Source organism: Undibacterium sp. YM2 (assembly GCF_009937975.1).
GTDB lineage: Bacteria > Pseudomonadota > Gammaproteobacteria > Burkholderiales > Burkholderiaceae_D > Undibacterium.
The window spans coordinates 773,568-797,230 of the sequence record NZ_AP018441.1; the positions used below are offsets into that span (position 1 = coordinate 773,568).

Annotated in this window: 16 protein-coding genes; 6 read left to right on the top strand and 10 right to left on the bottom strand. The window is 53.6% G+C overall.

Annotated features, from left to right (window positions below; translation table 11 throughout):
* The first annotated feature begins 48 nt into the window (after positions 1–48).
* Entirely contained in the window at positions 49–651 is a 603-nt protein-coding gene (locus tag UNDYM_RS03615) for a TetR/AcrR family transcriptional regulator (protein WP_162039817.1), read from the top strand.
* On the opposite strand, the gene UNDYM_RS03620 is transcribed toward UNDYM_RS03615, so the two are convergent.
* A complete protein-coding gene (locus tag UNDYM_RS03620) occupies positions 617–1,678 on the bottom strand; it encodes an enolase C-terminal domain-like protein (RefSeq protein ID WP_162039818.1) in 1,062 nt (353 codons plus the stop codon). The two genes, UNDYM_RS03615 and UNDYM_RS03620, sit on opposite strands and share 35 nt — an antisense overlap.
* Before the next feature lie 13 nt (positions 1,679–1,691).
* Positions 1,692–3,935: a TonB-dependent receptor gene (locus tag UNDYM_RS03625; protein WP_162039819.1), complete on the bottom strand. Its 2,244-nt coding sequence runs from the start codon at positions 3,933–3,935 to the stop codon at positions 1,692–1,694.
* Positions 3,936–4,558: 623 nt separating this feature from the next.
* Between UNDYM_RS03625 and UNDYM_RS03630 the strand changes: the two genes are divergently transcribed.
* Entirely contained in the window at positions 4,559–5,284 is a 726-nt protein-coding gene (locus tag UNDYM_RS03630) for an ABC transporter substrate-binding protein (protein WP_162039820.1), read from the top strand.
* A 77-nt stretch (positions 5,285–5,361) separates the two neighbouring features.
* Here UNDYM_RS03630 and oxlT read toward each other — a convergent pair whose 3' ends face one another.
* Positions 5,362–6,642: an oxalate/formate MFS antiporter gene (gene oxlT / locus UNDYM_RS03635; protein WP_162039821.1), complete on the bottom strand. Its 1,281-nt coding sequence runs from the start codon at positions 6,640–6,642 to the stop codon at positions 5,362–5,364.
* A 206-nt stretch (positions 6,643–6,848) separates the two neighbouring features.
* Between oxlT and UNDYM_RS03640 the strand changes: the two genes are divergently transcribed.
* From UNDYM_RS03640 to UNDYM_RS03650, 3 genes are all read left to right on the top strand, one after another.
* The gene (locus tag UNDYM_RS03640; protein WP_162039822.1) at positions 6,849–7,637 is read left to right on the top strand and encodes a fumarylacetoacetate hydrolase family protein; all 789 of its coding nucleotides are present in this window, start codon (positions 6,849–6,851) and stop codon (positions 7,635–7,637) included.
* Positions 7,634–8,632 carry a 2-dehydropantoate 2-reductase gene (locus UNDYM_RS03645; RefSeq protein WP_162039823.1) on the top strand — a complete coding sequence of 333 codons (999 nt, stop codon included), beginning with the start codon at positions 7,634–7,636 and terminating at the stop codon, positions 8,630–8,632. The genes UNDYM_RS03640 and UNDYM_RS03645 overlap by 4 nt, the downstream gene beginning before the upstream one ends.
* A 100-nt stretch (positions 8,633–8,732) precedes the next feature.
* Positions 8,733–10,256, top strand: coding sequence for an acyl--CoA ligase (locus UNDYM_RS03650; RefSeq protein WP_162039824.1), 1,524 nt, complete (start codon positions 8,733–8,735; stop codon positions 10,254–10,256).
* A gap of 71 nt (positions 10,257–10,327) precedes the next feature.
* On the opposite strand, the gene UNDYM_RS03655 is transcribed toward UNDYM_RS03650, so the two are convergent.
* From UNDYM_RS03655 to UNDYM_RS03675, 5 genes are all read right to left on the bottom strand, one after another.
* Complete coding sequence (locus UNDYM_RS03655; protein WP_162039825.1) at positions 10,328–11,140, bottom strand: phosphate/phosphite/phosphonate ABC transporter substrate-binding protein; 813 nt, start codon at positions 11,138–11,140, stop codon at positions 10,328–10,330.
* A gap of 227 nt (positions 11,141–11,367) precedes the next feature.
* Complete coding sequence (locus UNDYM_RS03660; RefSeq protein ID WP_162039826.1) at positions 11,368–12,873, bottom strand: efflux transporter outer membrane subunit; 1,506 nt, start codon at positions 12,871–12,873, stop codon at positions 11,368–11,370.
* An 8-nt stretch (positions 12,874–12,881) separates the two neighbouring features.
* Positions 12,882–15,995, bottom strand: a complete 3,114-nt coding sequence (locus tag UNDYM_RS03665) for a multidrug efflux RND transporter permease subunit (protein WP_162039827.1) — start codon at positions 15,993–15,995, stop codon at positions 12,882–12,884.
* Between the two features lie 4 nt (positions 15,996–15,999).
* Positions 16,000–19,104, bottom strand: a complete 3,105-nt coding sequence (locus UNDYM_RS03670; RefSeq protein WP_304941430.1) for an MdtB/MuxB family multidrug efflux RND transporter permease subunit — start codon at positions 19,102–19,104, stop codon at positions 16,000–16,002.
* 30 nt (positions 19,105–19,134) lie between these two features.
* Positions 19,135–20,481, bottom strand: a complete 1,347-nt coding sequence (locus UNDYM_RS03675; RefSeq protein WP_162039829.1) for an MdtA/MuxA family multidrug efflux RND transporter periplasmic adaptor subunit — start codon at positions 20,479–20,481, stop codon at positions 19,135–19,137.
* 462 nt (positions 20,482–20,943) lie between these two features.
* On the opposite strand from UNDYM_RS03675, the gene UNDYM_RS03680 reads away from it, so the two are divergent.
* Positions 20,944–21,312 (top strand): hypothetical protein, encoded by a 369-nt coding sequence (locus UNDYM_RS03680; protein ID WP_174244919.1) that lies wholly within the window; start codon positions 20,944–20,946, stop codon positions 21,310–21,312.
* Between the two features lie 82 nt (positions 21,313–21,394).
* Here the strand turns inward: UNDYM_RS03680 and UNDYM_RS03685 are convergent, their stop codons facing one another.
* Complete coding sequence (locus UNDYM_RS03685; protein WP_162039830.1) at positions 21,395–22,966, bottom strand: oleate hydratase; 1,572 nt, start codon at positions 22,964–22,966, stop codon at positions 21,395–21,397.
* A gap of 112 nt (positions 22,967–23,078) precedes the next feature.
* Positions 23,079–23,420 (bottom strand): four-helix bundle copper-binding protein, encoded by a 342-nt coding sequence (locus UNDYM_RS03690; RefSeq protein WP_162039831.1) that lies wholly within the window; start codon positions 23,418–23,420, stop codon positions 23,079–23,081.
* Positions 23,421–23,663: the final 243 nt, after the last annotated feature.

The window sequence follows — 23,663 nt, forward strand, 5'->3', positions numbered from 1 at the left end:
TTGGTCTCTTTCATTATAAAATAAATAAACAATCATTTTTTTTTACTTATGCCTAAGCGTGATCCCAGCCATATGGCCGCTGTACGCCAGCAAATCCTAACCGCCGCACGCGCGGTTTTCGAACGCAAGGGACTGTATGAAGCATCGGTAAGCGACGTCAGCAAGGAAGCCGGTTTGTCGGTAGGTTCGCTGTATGTCCATTTCCGATCCAAAGAGGCGATCCTGGTTGCACTGATAGAATCAGCGGATGTGCTTAGCGCACCGCTGGCCGCCTGCAATAGCACCGCAGACCTGCTGGCCTTTGTCATTGCCATCCTGCGGCAGCAGGAGATTCCCGACACGGCGGGGCAGGCAGCGCGTACCTCGCTGGAAGTGGCCGCGATTGCCCGTCGCAGCCCGGAAGTGCAGGCCGTGGTGATCAGGAATTTTGAACAATTGCGTGCCGCCCTGTACGAGGTGGTGCTGCGCCTGGGGAATCAGGCCGGCCTGTGCCAGCGCGACGAGGTGAATGCCATCGCCGAGAGCCTGTTGTCTATCCTCATTTCTGCCCAGGCCCAGATGCTGATTGGTGTACCGCTGGTCATCGAGGCAAAAATCGCGGCGGCGCAAATGTTGATTACGCGTTTGCATGCTGAGCCTGCGGGTAAGTAGCCAACAGCGCCGGTGCGGCTGATGTTGCTGATGTTGCTGAGGCGGCCGGGGTATACGCCCTGGCATCAAAATCAATACAGCCATCAAGGTAGCGGGCTGAGGGCTGGTTATCGGTGGCCATCAGCAAGGGCGCATCGAGGTCAACCAGATCGGCCTCTTGCGCAACAATGAAGGCTGGCAATAGCGCCATTGAGCGCCCTCCCATGCAACCGACCATGACACGCATGCCCAGCCGCCTTGCCGCTGACGCCAGCGGCAGCGCTGCAGTCAGCCCACCACATTTATCCAGCTTGATATTGACGACCTGATAGCGCTGCGCGACCTGCTCGAGTTCATCTTGTGTCTGTAGCGATTCATCTGCCGCCAAGGGGATGGGCGAACGGTAGTGATCCAGCACTGCATCCTGTTTTGCCGGCAAAGGCTGCTCGATGAGTTCTACACGATGTTCGAGCAGCTTGCCCATGATGCCGTCGAGGTGGGCCATCGTCCAGCCTTCGTTAGCATCCACCGACAGGCTGACATCCGGCCGCGCCTTGCGCACAGCGGCTACCCGTACCGCATCGTCGCTGCTGCCGTCGAGCTTGAGCTTCAAGGCACGGGCAGCCGGATAGCTTATTGCCATTGCAGCCATTGCCGCAGGGGTGTCAGCACCCAGGGTGACCATGGTGACCCTGGCCCTTGGTGCGGGCTGATGTGCCAGCCGGTATACCGGCACACCGCGCAGCCCAGCCTCAAGTTGCCAGAGTATCCAGTCCAGCGCATTGCGGGCGCCGCCCACCGGCATCTGCTGCACACTTTGCCACATGCCAGCCAGGTCGGATGGCATGTCTGGCAGGCTGGCCAGTATTTGCTGTTGCATGGTCGCTCCGGATTCACCGCGATAAAACACTCCGGCTGCTTCGGCTTCTGCAGCCCATCCGCTATAACGTGCCGAGACCCGCAACACCTGCTGGCCAGCCAGCGTGCGGCCAGCAATCGACAATGGCTGCCGCAAGGCAACCTGCTCTGTGAAAGTAGAGATCAACATAGGGGTACTCCGCTCAATAGAAGGCATAAGACAGTTGCACACCCAGCGTACGTGGGGGCACCAGGTTGACGCGGGCAGGCGCACCCAGCGTGCTCAGACTGGTGTCAGCGGACGTCTGGCCACGCTGGTCGAGTACATTGCGCAAGAAGAAACCAAGATTGCTATGGCCAAACTCCAGGCCACCACGCAAATCCAGCACCGTATAGGCCGGCAAGCGGTACGGCAGCATGGAGCGTGACTGCTGGAAGCTATTCCAGCGCTCGCCCGTATAGCGTAAAGAGGCGCCCAGATAGCCATGTTTGCCATCAATAGAAAAATCGCGCTCCACCTGCAACGCCCCTGCCACCCTGGCCGTGTCAGGCAGACGTTCTCCGGCCTTGCCACCGAGGCTGGGGTTATCCTCGCGCAGCTCGGCATTGATCAGGCTGAGTGCTGCGGCTATCCTGACCCCCGGTATTGGCCGGGCACGCAGGGTAGCCTCAATGCCACGCGAGCGCGCCCGCCCGGCATTGCCAATACCAGAAAAACCGGCATAGGCGGTAAACACCTGCATGTCCTTCCAGTTGATCTGGTACAGCGCAAGTTCTGCCGACACCTTGCCCGGCAACAGATCGCCTTTCCAGCCAGCCTCATAACTCCACAAAGAGTCAGAAGCGTAGGAAGACTGGTTGAGTGGCTCGCCATTGATAGGATTGCGCACGACAGGCAGTGGGCCGCCAGGACGATAGCCACTGGCTGCCCGAAGATACAGCGCCTGCCCTGCGGCAGGACGCCAGCGTGCAGTCGCCATCCACGTCGTCACGTCTTCGGTCGAATCGGCTGCCGGTTGCGGGGCAGGTGCGAACAAGCCATCAAAGCGCTGCTCCAACTGCTGGCTATTACGGCTGCGGCGCACACCCAGCGTCATGTCGGTACGCTCATTGATAAAATAAGTGGCAGTACCAAAGGCAGCAAGCTCGCGGAAGCTGGAAGGAAACCGCGCATCCGCCAATAGCGGTGGAACAGCTTGCAACTGCTGGTTATAGGCTTGCAAATACTGTGACTTGTAACCCTCTTCTTTCGTATAGAAAGCACCCACCAGCCATTCCAGCGACCGGCTGCGCGGCGAGGTCAGCCGCAATTCCTGCGTGAATTTTCGAGTCGAAAAGCTGTAGTCCAGCCCATAGCCAGCCGCATTGATTCCCAATGGTGCCAGATACGGCAGATACAGTGCGGAAGGATCAGCCCGCCCATCATTGCGGGAACGCTGCCAGCCGCTGATCGCATCCAGACTTGCCCAGTTCAGGTCCGCCTTGATGGCCAGCGACACCAGTTCATTGTTTATTTTGACCGGCTCGCTCAAGAACAGGCGCTTCGTTGCGCGGCCATCTATGGGCTCACCGCTGGTCAGGCTGACATCTTCCGTCGATGAACCGTCGCGCTGCTGTTTTTGGGACAGCGCGGTCAGCCGCAGCGACAGATTCTTTGTTGGCGTCAGCAGCAAGGCCACCCGCGCACCATCAATCTTTGCACCATCGACGATACGGTTGCCGTGGTTACTATCGCGTACCAAGCCGCCCTCTTCACGCTGATACAGCGTGGCGCGCAGCGCTGCCTTGCCATCTTGCAGCGGCAAATTCAATACTGCGCGCGCTACATGGCTCAACTTGCCATTCCTGCTGCCTGACAATTCTGTCGTGATATTGGCCAGGCGTTCAGCAGGATCAGGCTCGGCGGCGACATATTTGATCAGACCACCCATGGCACCGGCACCATACAAAGTACCTTGTGGGCCGCGCAATACCTCTGCTGCAGAAAGGTCGAACAAACCAAGGTCGAGTGCGCTGGAACCGCCCCCCGCATAACCGGAACTGGAACCGAAAGGAACATCGTCTATATACATGCTGACAGTCGCGCCGACTTGGGCGCCTGTAGAAATACCGCGCATTGTTACCTGACTTTGCCCCGAGCCGCTGCCAGCCTCGTTGTAGTTCACGCCTGGCAGCAAAGCAGCCAGGTCCCCCAGCGATTGATAACCAGAACGCTCAAGGTCTTCACCACGGACGACGTCGGCCGAGAGGGGAACTTCACGCGCGGGCTCACGGCGGCGCTGCGCTGTAACGACAACGGTGTCAACAGGCTCAGTAGAAGCCGCGGGACGTGGACGCGGGTCTTGCGCCAACGCCCCTGAATGCGGGGTGCCGAGCACGGCGAGAATTGCGAGATAAAGGGGGTGACCGTGACGGAAAGAGCCCTTGGTAGTTGCATTTTTTTGCATCGTTGTCTCCATAATGAATGATCGTTCATTTTTTATTAATTATGGATACGGTGCGTACGCAAGGCAAGAAGAATTTGCAGGGTGTGGTAAATATGGTCGTTTTTTGACATCAGACCGCCAACTGGCAGAGTGGCTGAAACAGTTTCGCAACGGAGAGTCCTGAGGATTGTCACACCTTGAAACTGAATGAAATGCAGAGAGGAAAACGGTGTTTCAACTGGCTGAACAAATTTTTTGGGATTTCCTGTAATGGACTTCAGTTACTTGTACCAACGTTGAATAATGCCTGGCAAAGTCAGGTGAATCACGCCTGCTGCCTGCACATCAAGATATGCGGAATTGCGTGCTAAACGGGTGTCACAAGAGTTGGGAATTATTCTGCAACGCTGGACAATTCCAGTGGAAATCAGCAAGTGTTCAGGCTGGACTGAATTTCATTCTGCCGATTTCCAGGAACTCGTGGTAATTGATGTAAATGGCTTGAAACAATATTGAATCTTGTTTGCAAACATTTGTCATTTTCTGTTTCTCAATGATAAATCGCAAGTGCCAGATATATTCTTCGTTCTCAATTAGCTTTATGCTCAAGCCATAGAATTTGTTTGTCGTTGGGGGAGTTGGCCATGCAGCGTAGAACTTTATTACAACTTGCCTGTCTGTCAGGTTTATTGCCAGGCCTTGCCCTGTCTCAGGACAGCAAGCTACTGCAAATTTCTACACTGATAGAAAAAGACCCGGCCACAAAGATAGCAGAAAGAATCATGGAGATTGCCTACCGCAAGCTGGGCATGAGCATGAATATCCACTATCTCCCAGGTGAACGTTCTTTGCGCAGTGCCAATAATGGTGAAATGGATGCCGAGCTGTACCGCAAGCTGGGCATGGACAGGGATTATCCCAACCTGGTCATTGTTCCAGTTCCTTTATTGACGTATGAAATTGTTATTTTTACCAATGGTACCAATTTTGTCGTCAATGGCTGGGAGAGTTTGCGGCCCTATACGATAGGCTTTGTCAAAGGCATCAAGATCATTGAGCAAAACACGACAGGGATGAAGCTGGAATCAGCTCCCACAGTGCGCCAGGCATTTCAGAAGATGCTGTTGGGGCGCTCTGATATTGTCGTATCCAACCGCATCTCTGGCCAGGCTGTGCTGGATGAGATGAAGCAGACAGATATCACCGTGCTCACGCCTCCTCTGGCGACTTTTCCGGTATTTCATTACCTTAACAAGAAACATGCAGCGCTGGTGCCTGCCTTGACTGAGGTTTTACAGAAGATGCAAAAAGATAAAACCATAGAAGGCATACAACATGCAGTACTCGCAGAGATGCAGCGTGGGAATTAGGCAGGATGATAGTGTCTTTCAGATTAAAAAACGCAGCAAAGAAAACTTTGCTGCGTTTTTTCAGTAATGGTGCAGGTTCACTGCAAATTACGCATGCGGGCACGCATGGGCTTGAGTACGGCCAGCGCCATGATGGCGGCCAGGGCATTCAAACCTGCGGCGATGTAGAACACTTCGTGCCAGCCTTTATAGGCTTCTACTACATATACAGACAGTGGCACCAGCAGGGATGCCGTACCTTTTGCGGTATATAGCAAGCCGGCATTGGTTGCGGCAAATTTACTGCCAAAGGTGTCACCGCAAGTGGAAGGGAAGAGACTGTAGATTTCACCCCAGCCAAAAAATACCAGGCCAGTCAGCAAGACGAAGAGGACGGGGTCTTTACCAAAAATGCTCAGCGCCAGTATGCCTACCGCTTCCATGGAAAAGGCGATAAACATGGTGTTTTCACGACCGATATTATCGGATACCCAGCCAAAGAAAGGGCGGGTGACGCCGTTGAAAATACGGTCCAGTGACAGGGCAAAGGTCAGGGCAGGCAAGGTGAAGCCAATCAGCGATACCGGAATTTCTGCAATTTTGAAATCCTTGGCAATAGGAGCAAGTTGAGCTGTCGCAACCAGGCCGCCAGCAGCCATCATGACGAACATCAAATACATGACCCAGAACACCGGTGTCTTGATCATTTGTTTCCATGTGAAATCTTCCTTGGTCTGGCTGACGCGTGCTGCTGGTGCTGCGGTAGTCGGGGCAGCCTTAGGCGTACTCAGCAAGAAGGACAGCAGGAATACCACCAGGCCCTGGCCCAGGCCAAAATACAGGAAGGCTGATTCATAGCCACTGTTTTTGATCATGGCTGAAATAGGGATGATGGTCAGCGCCGACCCCATGCCAAATCCGGCGGCGGTCAGGCCTGCTGCCAGCCCGCGGCGGTCAGGGAACCATTTGAGCGCATTGCCGACACAGGTGCCATATACCGCACCGGCGCCAATACCGCCGATTGCTGCAGCGAGATACAGTACCGTCAGTGAGTCAGCATAGGAGTTCATGATCCATGCCACGCCGATAAGCAAACCACCGACCATCACGACAGGGCGCGGGCCGAATTTATCAACCAGGTAACCCTCTACCGGCACCAGCCAGGTTTCTGTCAGCACAAAGATGAAAAATGCAACCTGTATGGCTTTGCGACCCCAATGGTATTTTTGATCGAGGGGATCAACAAACAAGGTCCAGCCATATTGAAGATTGGCGATCATCGCCATGCAGATGATGCCTAGCAATAATTGTAGCCAGCGATACTGCGAGGCGGTTGCTACCAGAGGTAGTTCTGGCTTGAGGGATATTTCCGGAGTCATGCGCCTGTCCTTTAATCAAAATCTGAGAGGTAAATGGAAGCAATGCTGGGTCACACTGGAGATACAGAATCATACGCAAAAAATTTTGTCGAATTTGCTAGCCGATTCGACTAGACTATCATAAGGCATTTAAAGCTATTTAACAAAAATACCTTTAGTATATGCTTATTTGTTAAGAATTTAAATCCGCTCCCTACCTTATCGATATGACACATTGGTTACGCTTTGAGCATGAAAATCATTCTGGCTTTGGTAGCCTTGAAGCTGGCATCATCACCGTCTGCGAAGGAGATTTATTTGCGAATCCCATACCCACTGGCCAGACGCTGGCACTGAGTGAAGTGCGCCTGCTCACGCCCAGCCAGGCTTCAAAAATGATAGGTCTGTGGAATAATTACCACGAGCTGGCAGACAAACTGGGTCAGGCCATTCCTGCCGAACCTTTGTACTTCATCAAGACTTCCAATTCCTACCTGCCGCACGATGGCATCGTCAAACGCCCACCTGCTTATGAAGGCAAAATCCTGTACGAGGGCGAGCTGGGCATCGTCATAGGAAAGACCTGTAGCAATGTCAGCGAAGACGAGGCTGCTGCAAGTATTTTCGGCTACACCTGTGTCAACGATGTGACAGCATTGGAATTATTGCAACGTGATGCCAGCTTTGCTCAATGGTGCAGAGCCAAGAGCTGCGACAGCTTTGGCGTGTTCGGGCCTGTGATCGCTACCGGGCTGGACGCACAAACGTTGACGGTCAAGACATTGTTAAACGGCAAGGAGCGGCAAAATTATCCCTGCCGCGATATGATCTTTAGCCCGGCACAGATCGTCAGCATGATTTCACGCGAGATGACATTGTTTGCGGGCGATGTCATTGCCTGCGGTACTTCGACAGGCGCAGGCCCCATGCGTAGCGGCCAGGTGGTAGAAATTGTGATAGATGGCATAGGCAGTTTGCGCAATAGTTTTGACAGTCTTGAGGATAAAAATATATGAAGATAACGGTAGTGGGTGCAGGTGCAATTGGCGGCTACCTGGCAGTAAAACTTGCGCAGGCTGGGCATGAAGTCAGCGTCGTGATACGCGGGGCCAATTTACTGGCCGTGCGTGAAAATGGCATGAAACTGATCATGGATGATGGTAGCGAGCATGTGGCAAACATCTTCGCTACTGACCGTATTGCTGATTTGCCCGTACAGGATGTTGTCATCCTTGGCATGAAGGCGCATCAGGTTGCGGCAGTGGCTGCCGACATACCTGCCTTGCTGGGGCCAGAATCCATCGTCGTGACGGCGCAGAACGGTGTGCCCTGGTGGTATTTCCAAAAACATGGCGGTGACTACGAAGGGCGCAGGGTAGAAGCAGTGGACCCGGGTGGTGTGGTAACTGCCCACATAGACATCGACAAAGTCATAGGCTGCATCATTTACCCCGCTTGCGAAATCATTGCCCCTGGCGTCATCGAGCACATAGAAGGCAACCGTTTTTCACTCGGTGAAATTGATGGCAGCGATACGCCACGCATACGTGAGCTTGCGGATGCTTTGCGTGTAGCTGGTTTCAAGGCCCCGATCTCGTCCGACATCCGTTCAGAAATCTGGCTCAAGCTCTGGGGTAACCTGAGCTTCAACCCTATCAGTGCATTGACGCATGCGACACTGGTAGATATCTGCGAATTTGCACCTGTACGTGAACTGGTCGCGCGCATGATGCGTGAAGGCCAGGCGATAGGCGAAAAGCTGGGCGTGAATTTCAAGGTCAGCATAGACAAGCGTATCGCCGGTGCCGCCGCTGTCGGTAAACACAAAACTTCCATGTTGCAGGATATTGAAGCTGGCCGCCCCATAGAACTTGAGGCGCTGGTGGGTACCGTCATAGAAATGGGCAAGATCACTGAAACGCCTACGCCAAATATAGAAGCAGTGTATGCATTGACTGCGCTGCTGGCACGTACAGTGCAGGAACAAAATGGCAAACTGCGTATTCAATAGTTAATAAGCAGTAGCCAGTAAGCAAAAGAAATAAGCAGAAGAAGTAAGCGACTGAACTGTACTGCATCAAAAGATTTACTTTTTATCTTAGAAAGCAATCATGCAAAGATTTTCCACACTCGTCGAACTACTCGCCGTCGGCGCTGACGATGCCATCGCATTGCAGGCACCTGGTGCCAAGCCCCTGACCTACCGTGGTCTGCGTGCCAACCAGCAAAAGACCCTGGCTGCCTTGAACAGCTTTGGCATAGGCCGCCAGGACAGGGTTGCCATCGTCCTGCCAAATGGCCCTGAAATGGCCAGTGCCTTTGTCTGCATCGCAACTGCCGCTACTGCTGCGCCGCTGAACCCTGCTTATCGCGCCGACGAATTTGAATTTTATCTGTCTGACCTCAAGGCAAAAGCGCTGGTGGTAGAGAAGGGCAGTACTTCACCTGCTCTGGCCATTGCCGACAAGCTGAAGATACAGGTACTGGAACTGACACCCAGTGAAGAAGGCGCGGGTGCATTCACACTGACCCAGGTCAACCCTCAGCCTGCCAGTGCATCCTTTACTCCTGGCCCTGCTGCGCCTGAAGATATAGGCCTGATATTGCATACCTCAGGCACTACCTCGCGTCCCAAGATCGTGCCACTGTCGAACATCAACATCTGTGCCTCTGGCTGCAATGTGCGCGACAACCTGCAATTGACTGCGGCTGACCGTGGTCTCAATATCATGCCGCTGTTTCATATCCACGGTCTGATCGCGGGTTTGCTGGCCCCCTTGTCTGCTGGTAGCAGCATCTTTTGCACACCAGGTTTTAATGCTCTCAAATTCTTTGGCTGGATGACTGAGGCCAAGCCTACCTGGTACACCGCCGTACCGACCATGCACCAGACCATCGTTGCGCGGGCAGCACAAAATCATGAAGTGATTGCGGCGAATCCTTTGCGCTTCATACGCTCATCATCATCGTCGATGCCGCCCCAAGTCATCAGCGAGCTTGAAGCTGCTTTCAAGACGCCCTTGATTGAAGCCTATGGCATGACCGAGGCAGCGCATCAGATGGCCAGTAACCCGCTTCCACCCGCGAGGCGCATACCCGGTTCAGTCGGCATTGCCGCCGGCCCTGAAGTCGCGATCATGGATACAGAAGGTAACTTTCTGGAACGTGGCATGACAGGTGAAATCGTTATCCGTGGCCCGAATGTGACGGCAGGCTATGAAAACAATCCAAAAGCCAATGCAGAGGCTTACACCAATGGCTGGTTCCGTACCGGTGATCAGGGCATCATGGATGTGGATGGTTACCTCAGCATCACTGGCCGCCTGAAGGAAATCATCAGCCGCGGCGGTGAGAAAATTTCTCCGCGTGAGGTTGATGAAATCCTCATGGATCATCCTGCGGTACAGCAAGTCGTCACCTTTGGCATCCCCCACGAAAAGCTGGGTGAAGAAGTAGGCGCTGCCGTGGTACTGCGGGAAGGCACAAGCGCCACAGAAAAAGAATTGCGCGAATTTGCCGCCGTGCGTCTGGCGGACTTCAAGATACCGCGCAAGATTTTGTTTCTTGAAGAAATACCCAAGGGTGCAACAGGAAAACTGCAGCGCATAGGTCTGGCGGCCAAGCTGGGTCTGTAAAACAGTTTTTATCCATAGCATGCAAAAGGGGCACAGATAAAATCTGTGCCCCTTTTTTTTACCTGGAGATTTTATAGACTCAGCCGTTTGGTCGCTTCTGTCATGACTGCATTATCCCAGGGCACAAAACCCTTCATGTTGATACCTTTGAGTGCAGTTTTGCCAGCTTCAGTTTCGCTAAGCTTGAGCAAAAGATTCTGTACCTTGTCACGCTGTTCGGTACTGAGCTTGCGGGATACCAGGAATTGCTTGATAGGGACAGGTTTGGTTTCACCGATCACACGGCCACCCTTGGCAACCCAGTCTTTGACGACTGCACCTGAGCCTGTCACGCCTGCTTCGACAAAGCCATTCTCCACCATGAAGGGCACGGCATCCTGGAAACGGGTAGCGCTAAAGCGTGACGCAGGGTCACGAAAGCCCAGTTCAGTCAGGTTGGCGGTGAACATGACAGTCGTGATGGATTCCAGCGATGGAACCCCAATTTTTTTGTCGCGCAGGTCAGCTATGGTTTTTACCGCAGAATCCTTTTTGACGAATACGCGGGCACGGTAGTCGGTATAGTCCTTGGCACTGGCCAGCCCGACATATTTGCCGCTCTTGGCAGCACGCAAGCCTATGTGTGCAGGATGGATAAAGACCAGGTCATAGCGCTCGGCATCGAGCCCGGCTTCAAAGTTACTGTACCTGTCCACTGCCTGTACCTTGACAGGATGTTTGAGTTCTTTCTCAAGCAAATCCACCAGGGGTTTGTAGCGTTCAGCGATAGGGCTGCCATCTTGATAGGTGACACCTTCATTAACGGCAAATATCCACTCCTGAGCACTACTGGCCTGTGCCGCGAGTGTGAGTGATACAAAGAGAAAAGCGCGTAGGGAAAGCATGGAAGATATCCAGAAATAATGATTGGAAGAAAGTAATTGCAAGTATTTTAACGGATTTTACTAAACGCGCAACTTTTTCAGCAATTTCTCTGGTAAATCAAAGAGATAAGCTGCTTCAAGAGCAGCTTTTTAAAGAAGCTTATGGTGGACAGGGCGTACAAATCACTGTCAGCAATGACAGTATTTAAAAGTATATAGTCTGGAGTTCATGTGCCACTGAGCTTGTGTCATTCTTTTTGCCAGCGCCCACCTATATTTTTCAGCAAGATATTGGTCGCTGCAAGCTGACGGTTGCGTATGGACAGCAAATTGGATTCACTGGACAAGGCAGCATTCTGTGATGTGACGACATTCAGGTAACTGACTGTACCTGCCTTGTATTGTTCCTGCGTGATTTCAAGGTTGCGCTGGGCTGCCTGCAAGGCTTCTGTCTGTAATTGCAACTCTGCATCCAGCTGTTCCAGCACGACCAGATTGTCTTCCACTTCCTGCAATGAAGTCAGTACCGTCTGGCGATAAGCAGAGGCGGCGATATCTGCCGCTGCACGTGCCTGGTCACTGGCCAGTTGACGTGCGCCGCCATCAAAAATAGACAGCAATATTGAAGGGCCCAAAGACCAGACCAGGTTAGGCGCATCGATTAATTTACTCAGGGAAGAACTGCGGTAACCGGCATTGGCCGACAAGCTGATGTCGGGGAAGAAAGCTGCATCCTTGACGCCTATCTGAGCATAAGCCGCGACAAGTTTGCGTTCAGCCGCTGCGATATCTGGCCTGCGTTCCAGCAAGGTGGCTGGGATCAGTACAGGGACAACGGGTGCTGCTGGCAGCGTAGCAGTGCCGCTGATATTCAGTGCTGCTGGCAGCGTAGCAGTGCCGCTGATATTCAGTGCTGCTGGCAGCGTAGCAGTGCCGCTGATATTCAGTGCTGCTGGTGTTACGCCCAGCAGCACGGCAATCGCATGTTCGAGTTGCGCCCTTTGTGCTATGGCATCTTTTAATTGCACTTGCCCGGTTGTCACTTGTATTTTGGCTTGCAAGACATCGCTTTGGCCTGCGACTCCTGCCTTGTACCTGGCCTCAGTCAATTCCAGGCTGCGCTGATTTGAGGCGGTAGTTCTTTGCAATATGGCTTGCTGGGCCTCGGCCACGCGCATGGCGAAGTAGGTTTGTGCGAGTGTCGCGTGGGCAGACAGGCGCGCCGCATCATAGTCATCACGGCTGGCTTGCAGGCTAGCGTTGGCCACATCGCTGGCTTTGGATAGTTTGCCCCATAAATCAATTTCCCAGGAAGTGCTTGCAGCCAAAGAGTAGCTATTGCTGGTCGTGCGGCCATTCTGGCCAGAGCCAGGATTGCCGCTGCGCGTGCCGCCCGCATTCAGTGACACTGTAGGCCACAATGCAGACTGACTGGCTTTGAGCACGGCCTTGGCATTGGCGATCTGGGCGGCGGCTGACTTCAGGTTTTCATTGCCCAGCAACAGCTTTTGTTGCAGATCATTGAGTACGGGGTCATTGAACATTTCCCACCAGGACTCTGATACGGCAGCTTCAGTACCGACGCGTGTAGCCTGCGCTGATTTCCAGTAACTGGCTTCCTTGAATTCTGCTGTCAGTGGAATAGCGGCCGGTGGTGGCGCTTTTGTCTGTGCGCAGGCAGATAACAGCAACACCAGAGTAAGCGTGGATAAGTTTGGAAAAGATACAGAATGCAAGTTAATATTTTTTTTCATAATCGCTCTCATGCAATATCCAAAGCGCCTGCGCTTTCGACTGCTTTTACTGGTTTTTTCTTGCGACGTAATCTGTCCATGCAGACAAAGACGACAGGCGTGGTATACAGGGTCAGCAACTGGCTCAACAAAAGGCCACCGACGATGGCTATGCCCAGCGGCTGGCGCAATTCAGCACCATCACCTGTGCCCAGTGCCAGTGGCACGGCACCAAAGATCGCTGCCAGGGTAGTCATCAGGATAGGGCGCAGGCGCAACAGGCTGGCGCGGTAAATTGCCGCACCGGCAGTCACGCTGCTGCCACGATTGTTTGCTTCATGCTGCGCAGAAATCGCAAAATCGATCATCATGATGGCGTTCTTCTTGACGATGCCTATCAGCAGCACCACACCGATCAGGGCGATGATGGAAAAATCAGTCTTGAACAACATCAGTGCCAGCAAGGCACCTATACCTGCCGAGGGCAGAGTTGAGAGTATGGTCAGTGGATGGATCAGGCTTTCATACAGCATGCCCAGCACCAGATAGATGGTGATTATCGCCGCCAGCACCAGCAGCGGCTGGCTGCTCAGGGAGGATTGGAAAGCCTGCGCCGTACCCTGGAAACTGCCATGCACGGATATCGGTACCCCCAGTTTGGCGATAGTGTCATTGATTGCATCAACCGCCTGTGACAAGGCGACATCCGGTGCCAGGTTGAAGCTGATGGTGCTGGCTGGCGAACCGCTCTGGTGATTCACCGCCAAGGGCGTATTGGTAGTCTCCACCTTTGCCACGCTGGCCAGGGGTATGCGCACACCCTTGGACGTAGTGACATACAGGCTCTTCAAACTCTCGGGGCTTTGCAGATAGGCAGGTGCCAGTTCCATGACCACACGGTATTGATTCAGCGGGTTATAGATGACGCCGATCTGGCGCTGTCCAAAGGCATCGTTGAGTGTGCTGTCGATGGCACTGACAGTCAAACCCAGCCTGGCTACGGCATCGCGGTCTATCACCAGTGAAGTCTGTATGCCCTTGTCTTGCTGGTCGCTATTCAGGTCAGCCAGTTCAGGCAGTTGTGACAAGGCCTTGCGTATGCGTGGCTCCCAGGTGCGCAGATCAGTCAGATCGTCGGCCTGCAAGGCATATTGCCAGGAGGCGTTACTTTGTCTGCCACCGATGCGTATATCCTGTACCGGTGACAAAAACAAATTGGCACCCGGCAGATGGGCGAGCTTGCCGCGCAGGCGGTTGATGACCTGATCTACACTCTCTTCACGTTCAGTCCTGGGTTTGAGCGAGATGAACATGTTCGCGCTATTGCGCTGGCCGCCACCGGTAAAGCCGGTCGCATTGGCGACTGCAGGGTCGGCCAGCACTATCTTGCTGAAGGCATTCAGTTTTTCCTGCATGGACGTGAAAGAGCTGGCCTGGTCAGCCTGTACGCCACCCATCATCAAACCGGTATCCTGTTGCGGGAAAAATCCTTTGGAGATCGTGATGTATAGCGATACATTCAGCGCAATCACGCCAGCCAGTACCAGCAAGGTCAATGGTTGATGCCGCAAAGTCCAGCGCAGGCTACGGCGGTAACCGCGCATCAGGCCACGCTGGAATCGAGAAAGTGCGCGTGAGAATCTACCCGGTGCCCTGGCTTTTTCCACGGGCCGCAACAAGGCCGCTGCCATCATGGGCGTGGTGGTCAGCGATACCAGCATGGAGACCAGGATAGATACCGACAGCACTACCGCAAACTCACGGAACAAACGCCCGACTATGCCACCCATCGCCAGGATGGGGATGAAGGCGGCAATCAATGACAGACTGATCGAGACGACTGTAAAGCCAATTTCGCGCGCACCCTGCAAGGCGGCCTCCATCGGCGTCTTGCCGCGTTCTATATGCCGCGAAATATTTTCCAGTACGACGATCGCATCATCCACCACAAAACCGGTAGCCACGGTCATCGCCATGAGCGAGAGATTATCTATACTGTAACCGAGCAAATACATAACACCAAAAGTGCCAGCCAGTGAAACCGGCACTGCCACCGCAGGCAACAGGGCAGCGCGGAAATTGCGCAAGAACGCGAACACCACCACGATGACCAGGCCAAAGGCAATCGCCAGTGTACGCTGCACTTCAGTGATGGATGCACGTATGGTTGGCGTCCTGTCCATGACGACATTCACATCAATAGCTGGTGCGATGGAGGCGCGCAATTGTGGTAGCAGCGCGCGTATGGTATCGACAGTCTTGATGATGTTGGCACCAGGTGCCTTGTTCAGTATCAACAAGATCGCAGGCGTGCCATTCGCCATGCCGTAATTGCGTACGTCCTGTACGCTATCCACCACGTCAGCGACGTCGCGCAGGCGCAGTGCGGCGCCATTGGCATAGCTGATGATCAGCGGGGCATATTGCTCAGCTTTATAAGACTGGTCATTGGCACTGAGCTGCCAGTAATGCTGCTGGTCTTCGACCGAACCCTTGGGGCGGTTGGCATTGCTGGCGACTACGGTGGCACGCACATTTTCCAGGGAAATACCATTCGCTGCCAGTTTGTTGGGATCTACCTCTATGCGCACCGCAGGCAATGCACCACCACCTATGCTGACCTGGCCTATACCATCGACCTGGGACAGGCGCTGTGCCAGCACGGTAGAGGCGGCATCATACATTTGGCCGCGTGTCAGTGTCTTGGATGTCAACGCGATAATCATCACCGGCGCATCGGCAGGGTTGACTTTGCGGTAAGTCGGGTTGCTGGGCATGCCGGACGGCAGCATGGCGCGCGCCGCATTGATGCCAGCCTGCACATCCCGTGCTGCGCCATCAATATCCCTGCTCATGTCGAACTGCAGGGTGATGCGCGAACTTCCCAATGATGAAGAAGAGGTGATTTCATTGACACCGGCAATGCTGCCCAGCGCACGTTCCAGCGGTGTGGCAACGGTGGCTGCCATGGTATCCGGGCTGGCACCCGGCAATGAGGCATTGACCGAGATGGTAGGAAACTCAACCTGCGGCAAGGGCGCAATCGGCAGCAAAAAGTACGCGATGATACCCGCCAGCGCCACACCCAGGGTAATGAGTGCAGTGCCGACCGGGCGTTCTATGAAGGGGCGGGAAAGATTCATCTGCTCACGCCGCAGTTTCTGTTGCAGTTTCTGAATCTGGCTTGCGGGCAAACCTGCTGGCCAGCGCCGTGAAGCCAAGATAAATCACTGGCGTCGTGAACAGCGTCAGCAACTGGCTGACGATCAGGCCACCGACCATGACCACGCCCAGAGGGTGACGCAATTCACTACCCACGCCCGAACCCAGCATCAGTGGCAGCGCACCGAGCAAGGCTGCCATGGTGGTCATCAAAATGGGGCGGAAGCGCAGCAGGCAAGCCTTGTGGATGGCTTCACGCGGATTCAGGCCTTCTTCACGCTGGGCATAAAGGGCAAAATCGATCATCATGATGGCGTTCTTCTTGACGATACCGATCAGCAGCACAATACCGATGATGGCGATGATACCCAGGTCCAGCCTGAATACCAGCAAGGCCAGCAAGGCTCCCAGGCCCGCCGATGGCAAGGTCGAAAGTATGGTCAGTGGGTGTATATAACTTTCATACAAAACACCCAGCACGATATACATGGTGACTATCGCAGCCAGTATCAGCAACAGGGTGCTGGACAGGGATGCCTGGAAAGCCAGTGCAGCACCCTGGAAGCTGGTTTCCACGCTGACGGGTAAATGCAGGGCGACCTCTTCTGCCTTGATGGCGTTGACCGCGTCACCCAGCGCTGCACCCTGGGCAAGGTTGAAGGAAATAGTCGCGGCAGGGAATTGAGCTGCATGGTTGACTGCCAGTGGCGCTATCCTTTCCACCACTCTGGCGACGGAAGACAGCGGCACCTGTACGCCGTTCGTACCCGGTACATACAGGTTATTCAGCGCATCCATGCCCACTTTGTATTGCGGTGCCACTTCCAGCACCACGCGGTACTGGTTACTTTGCGTGAAAATCGTCGAGATCAAGCGTTGGCCAAAGGCGTTGTACAGCGAGTTGTCGATCGCTGCGACACTGACGCCAAAGCGGCCTGCAGCATCCCTGTCTATATCCACATAGGCTTGCAGACCCAGCTCTTGCTGGTCACTGGCGACATCGGCCAGTTGTGGCAGCTTGCGCAAGCGTTCGAGCAGGGCAGTAGTCGAGCGTGACAGTTCAGCAATATCGGGTGAACTCAACATGAACTGGTACTGCGTCTTGGCTATCCTGTCTTCTATCGTCAGGTCCTGCACTGCCTGCATATAGATGGCGATGCCTGGCACCTTGCGCGTCAGCTCACTCAGGCGTCTGGCAATCTGGGTAGCAGAGATCACGCGTACATTCAAAGGCTTCAGCACGATCAGCATACGGCCTGCATTCAGGGTGGCGTTTGCGCCATCCACGCCGATGAAAGAAGATACGCTTTCCACCGCCGGATCAGTCAAGATCACGCTGGCCAGTTCTTGCTGGTGTTCTGCCATGGCAGCAAACGAAGTGGATTGCGCTGCTTCTGTAATGGCCTGTATCTGACCGGTATCCTGGACAGGGAAGAAACCCTTGGGGACAAAGATATACAGCAAACCAGTCAGAGCCAGTGTCGTCACAAACACCAGCATGGTGGTTTTTTGTCTGTCCAGTACCCAGGTCAGCATGCGGCCATAGCCTGCAATGGTCTGGTCAAACATGCGGCCCACGGCACGTTTGACGGGGCCAAAGTCTTCTTCTTTTTCATGATGCAAAAGACGGGCGCACATCATCGGTGTCAGTGTCAGGGACACGAAGGCAGAAATCAATATCGAGACAGCCAGCGTAATCGCAAATTCATGAAACAGGCGACCCACCACGTCGCCCATGAACAGCAGTGGTATCAATACCGCAATCAGGGAAACGGTAAGGGAAATGATGGTGAAGCCGATTTGCTGCGATCCCTTTAGCGCTGCTGCCATCGGGGTTTCACCTTCTTCGACGTAACGGGCGATGTTTTCTATCATGACTATCGCATCATCAACCACAAAGCCCGTCGATATGACCAGCGCCATCAGCGTCAGGTTATTCAGCGAAAAACCTATCATGTACATGACGCCAAAGGTGCCTATCAGCGACAGGGGTACGGCAACACTGGGGATGATGGTGGCTGGCACACTGCGCAAGAAAACAAAGATCACGAATACCACCAGGCCTATGGCTAGCAGCAATTCGATTTCCACATCATCGACTGAGGCGCGTATGGTGGTGGTCCTGTCGCTCAGTACCCGTACATCGACAGAACCGGGCATGGCAGCCTGCAAGCTCGGCAGCAGGGCCTTCACGCGGTCTACTGTCTGTATCACATTCGCGCCAGGCTGGCGCTGTACATTGAGAATAACAGCCGGGGCTTTGTCTGCCCAGGCTGCCAGTCGCATGTTCTCGGCATCATCGACCATCGTGGCAACATCACGCAGACGTATCGGATTACCGTTCTTGTAGGCGAAGATCAGGTTGGCATATTCTGCCGCGCTTTTCATCTGGTCATTGGCATCAATCGTCGAGGCACGCAACGGGCCATCAAAACTACCCTTGGCCTGGTTGACATTGGCGCTGCCTATGGCAGTGCGCAAATCGTCCAGCGAGAGACCAAGATTAGCCAGCGCCGTTGGGTTGGCCTGTATCCTGACAGCTGGCCTGCGCCCACCGGCAATACTGACCAGGCCGACGCCACGTACCTGCGAGATTTTTTGCGCCAGACGGCTCTCGACCAGATCATGTATGCGTATCACTGGCAGGGTGGTCGATGAGACGGCGATCGTCAATACCGGTGCATCAGCAGGATTGACCTTGCTATATACCGGTGGCATAGGCAAATCACTGGGCAAGAGATTGCTGCCCGCATTGATGGCGGCCTGCACTTCTTGCTCGGCTACGTCGAGTGACAGGCTCAATTCGAAGCGCAGGGTGATTACAGATGCACCACCAGAACTGGTCGACGACATTTGTGCCAGGCCGGGCATTTGCCCAAATTGGCGTTCCAGTGGTGCCGTGACCGACGAGGTCATGACATCCGGGCTGGCACCGGGGTAAAGTGTGGTCACCTGTATGGTGGGGTAATCAACTTCCGGCAAGGCCGCGATAGGCAGCAGGCGGTAAGCCAGCAAACCTGCCAGCAAGATCGCCAGCATCATCAGCGAAGTTGCGACCGGTCTTTCAATAAACAGACGTGAGGGGTTCAGGGTAGCCATGATGTAATGAGCTGTGCGCCCTTATTTCCTGGTTTCTGCTGTGGAGGCAGGGGCCGGAGCTGATGCCGCTGCTGGCGCTGAAGCAGGCACCGGTGCCGACGCAGACCCAGAAGCAGAAGCGCCGCCTCCCTTGCGTCGTTTTCCACCGCCACCGCGTGGTTCATCACCGCCACCAGGTCTGGCTGATGCCGCGATGACTTCCACTTTGCCACCATCGCGCAAACGGTCTGCGCCATCGGTCACCAACTGATCACCTGGCCTGAGTTCTGCCTTGACTGCCACCCAGTCACCATCGGTGGCCAGTGTAGTGACAGGCTTCAGCGTAACTACACCGCCTTCACCGACGACATACACAAAATTGCCGACCGTGCCGCGCTGTACCGATGCGACAGGCACTGCCAGCGCATCTTTCATGGTATCGAGTTGCAGGCGTACATTCACAAACTGGTTGGGGAACAGACCATTGTCCTTGTTCGGGAACAGGGCCTTGACCTTGATTGTGCCTGTCGTCAAATCTATGCTGTTATCGGTATTGGCGACACTGCCTTCTGCCAGGATATTTTTTTGCTCCCTGTCCCAGGCTTCTACCCGCAAAGGCACATCGTCCCTCAATTGCTTACGCAATTTGTCGAGACGCACATCGGGGATGGCAAATACAATCGCAACCGGCTGGGTTTGCGTGATCGACACCAGGCCATTGGTGTCCGAGCTATGTACGATGTTGCCGATGTCAGCCTGCTTCAAACCAGCCAGGCCAGAGATGGGGGCAGTCACCCGGGTATAACTCAATTGCAGTTTGGCATTATCGACCGAGGCCTGGTCTGACAGGATGGTGCCGTGCAGTTGCTGCACCAGCGCCTCTTGCGTATCCATTTGCTGCTTGGGGGCAGCCTGTTTTTCGACGAGCTCGCGATAGCGCTGCAAATCCAGTTCTGCATTTTTCAACTGCGCCTGGTCACGCGCCAGGGTACCCTGTGCCAGTGACAGGGCAATCTGGAAAGGCTTGGGGTCTATCTGCGCCAGCAACTGCCCGGCCTGCACAGACTGGCCTTCCTTGAAATAAATCGCTTTGAGTTCGCCGTCAGCCTTGGTACGCACAACAGCGGTATTGGCGGCAGCAATATTGCCTATCGCCGTAACGATGAGACGTATATCGCGCTTTTGCGCAGGCACCACGGATACTGGCTGCACCCTGTTGCCTGCATCACGTCCACCGCCTCGCTTACCTGAATTTCCTGAGGGGGCATTGCCTGCATCTGCTGGTGAACTGGCATTTGTGCGGTGGTAATACCACCAGCCACCTGCCGCTACTGCAGTGAGGATCAACACGGCAGCAGCCGTTTTCCAATTGACGATTCTTGATGTCATCTTCATGCCTTCACACTGTCGGTACTGAAACGAATAGCAAATTAATTGGTATCCAGGTGTATCTTGCAGAGAATTTCTCGCGCTCTGGTACTGATGAAAAAAGTGATAGCGCAGAACAGACGTTTGCAGCAGGAGCAATATTGCAGGAACGGTGAGGCCATCTCAATAATTGCCTATACATACAGCAATGTCAACGATAGTCTGGCCTGGGGGATTCATACAGATGCGCATGCAATCCCGCAAGAAACTGAACAGCGCGTCACCCGCAAATCTTGATCATTCTCTCAAGAAATAAGTTCTAGTTGAAACTATACTATCGGAAAACAGAGATTCAATTCAAGGCGGAATTCAATTCGTTACGAAACTGAGAGAATACGTTACTTGCGCGGGCATGCATTAGGTTAATAATATTTCCACGTAGCAGGTAAGCGTTTGCTTATTATCAGTTTTAAGGATGCATGCGTGGAAAACACGATATTTTCAGAATTGAAGTTTTGGCTCATGATGATAGCTTCGATAGTCATGCCTTTTGGCATATACAGCTACCTCATATTGAAGAAAGCCATCTCAAAAAAAACTACCCTGATATTTGGATTTGCCCTGGTTGCGATTGCAGGCATGGATGTGTATTTTCTCAAGGTATTCTCAGCTGCTGCAAAACTGTCACCCTCACTGGCCGACGATACGATATTTGTTTCCGAGATTTCACTGGCACTGTATCTCGTGCCTGCCATGTTTGGTGGCATTGGGGTCAATATCATTTCCCATGTGCTGATCCAGCATCTGGATGAGGCGAACCAGCGCTTCAAGAAAGAACATCCAGACTCATGAGCTTTTCGACTGTTGAAGGATTTTTTTTCGATGCAATACAGCCCCACGATGGGACTGCATTGTTATTGCGATTGGCAGCTACTTACTTAAAAGCTTTGATCAGGGCTTCAAATTGCGTTCCCATGGACTTGTCATGGGCCGTGACTGGTGGCACTTCACGGTTTATACCCAGTAATTGATACACTGCCATTTGAGCAGCACGCACTGAATATTCCACCGTAAAGACCACATCGTCCGGCACTTCGACAAACTGGCTGATGAAGGCAAAGTTTTTTGTACCTGGCGGCACAGGCAAAGGACGGTCGCCAACTGAGCGGGGCATGAACATGCTGGTGATGTAAGGCATGCGGCAAGGGATGCAATTGGCATTATCAAAGACTTCGACATCAAAGCGCAGGTGGCCCAGCAATTCTTGCAGAATTTCTGCACCACTGCATTCGCTCATGGGTTTCGCCACATAATCGCCGATGCGGTCAGGGTAGAGCGCATAACCCCAGAATACCTGAACATCAGCTGGCTGATCAATGAAGTGCGGCTGGTGCGCCAGCACGATGGACATCAGCCAGTTGGAATCCTTGAAAGTCACCAGTCCGCCAGTACCGGCTTCGTTGCCGCTGAATTTTTGCATCAGGTCAAAGAAGCGCGGATCCTTGACCGTGACCGTGAACGATTCCCACCAGGACTGGGCAATGCAGGTATTGAAGGCTGCCGGATTACCCATGTCAGGCCTTTCAGTCGCAAGCTGTTCCCACAGGCGCCAGCCGCAACTATCCATTTTGCTGCGCTTTTCCGGCGCACTGCTCATTGAGCCCAGGCTGGACGCGTCCGTCATGGAACCGTTTTGCAGGAAAACCAGATCACCATCAGCAACCGTGATGCTTTCTGCCACTCCGTCACGCAGACATTCGAGACCAGTAACCTGGAACTGCTCATTGATCACAGTATGTGTCAGTTTTTGCACCTGGCAATTCGTGATGAATCGCACTCCATTTTGTTTCAGCCAGGTTTGCAGTGGTAATACCAGCGAATCATATTGGTTGTAGATAGTGCGTTTCACACCAGTCAGAGTTTCTATGCGCGAAAATTCCATCATGAATCTGTGCAGATAGCGTTTGAACTCGACAGCGCTGTGCCATGGCTGGAAAGCAAACGTGGTCGCCCACATGAACCAGAATTCTGTCTCAAAGAAAGAAGGCGACAGCCAGTCAGTAATGGTGCTGTTGCCCATCTCTGCCTCATCTGCCTGGCTCAGCTTGAGCAATTCCATGCGGTCTTGCATGGAGAAACCCATAGATGATACCGGCACCTTGGCGCGGCGCTTGTCTACCAGCCGGGCTTTGGAGTTGGACTTGTAATGTTCGTTGAATTCGACCGTTTCTTCAAATACCGATCTTCCAGGATTGTGCAGTGAAGGGATGGATTTGAACAAATCCCAGGTGCATTCGTAATTGTCGGTCGTCAGCATGCGGCCACCGCGCAGGGAATAACCCTGATCAGGATTGCCCGCGCCTTCAAGGCTGCCACCGAGTAACGACGTAGCCTCGTAGATGGCAATATTGCTGCCCTGAACTTTTCCGTCGCGTATCATAAACGCGGCAGCTGCCAGTGAACCTATGCCAGCACCGATCAAATATGCTTTTATATTACTTGTCATGAATTTCCTTGATGTATTGGGTCAGCTTGTGTAGTGTGATATATGCTCGCACGCGGACCACAGCATGGTTTGCGCTATCACAAAAAAGATGGAATTTGTGCTGGCCAGAGCCTTACATTTCACTGCAGCTATCTGCGCAGGTGCGGCAGGCTTGTGCACATTCGCTCATCATGCCGTCGGCGTCTGCGTGGGCTTCGCAGAATGTGGCGCAAGACAGGCAAATCTCTGCGCATTCCCTGGCCAGATGCATATGATGAGGTGAACGGCGTGCCATGAAGTCTGCATGCACCAGGCAAATCTGTGCACAGTCGAGCAGGCTGACCAGATGCAATACTTCACTATGGTGGCTGTCGCCATGCATGACATGGGCTGCCGTTGCAGTACAAACCCGGTGACATGCCAGGCAATTGGCAAGACATTGTTCCATTTTCTCATTTAGGGGCGAGAGTTTCATGCGGGGTCTCCTGGATAAAGGATTAGGCTTTGCTTGAAACATTTATACGCTGCATTGATGAAATTGAATGTGCGCTGACGTACATGGCGCTATATTGAAGAGTAGGCGATCCCGTCCGGGAATGACTTGTCGGGCGGAATGATTATGTGTGCCAGCGTACAGACCGTATTATTGGAATCAGTGATGCTGTATTCCATGGTGCCCCGGTATGGAAATATCTGCCCTGGCTTTGTCCTGATTTCA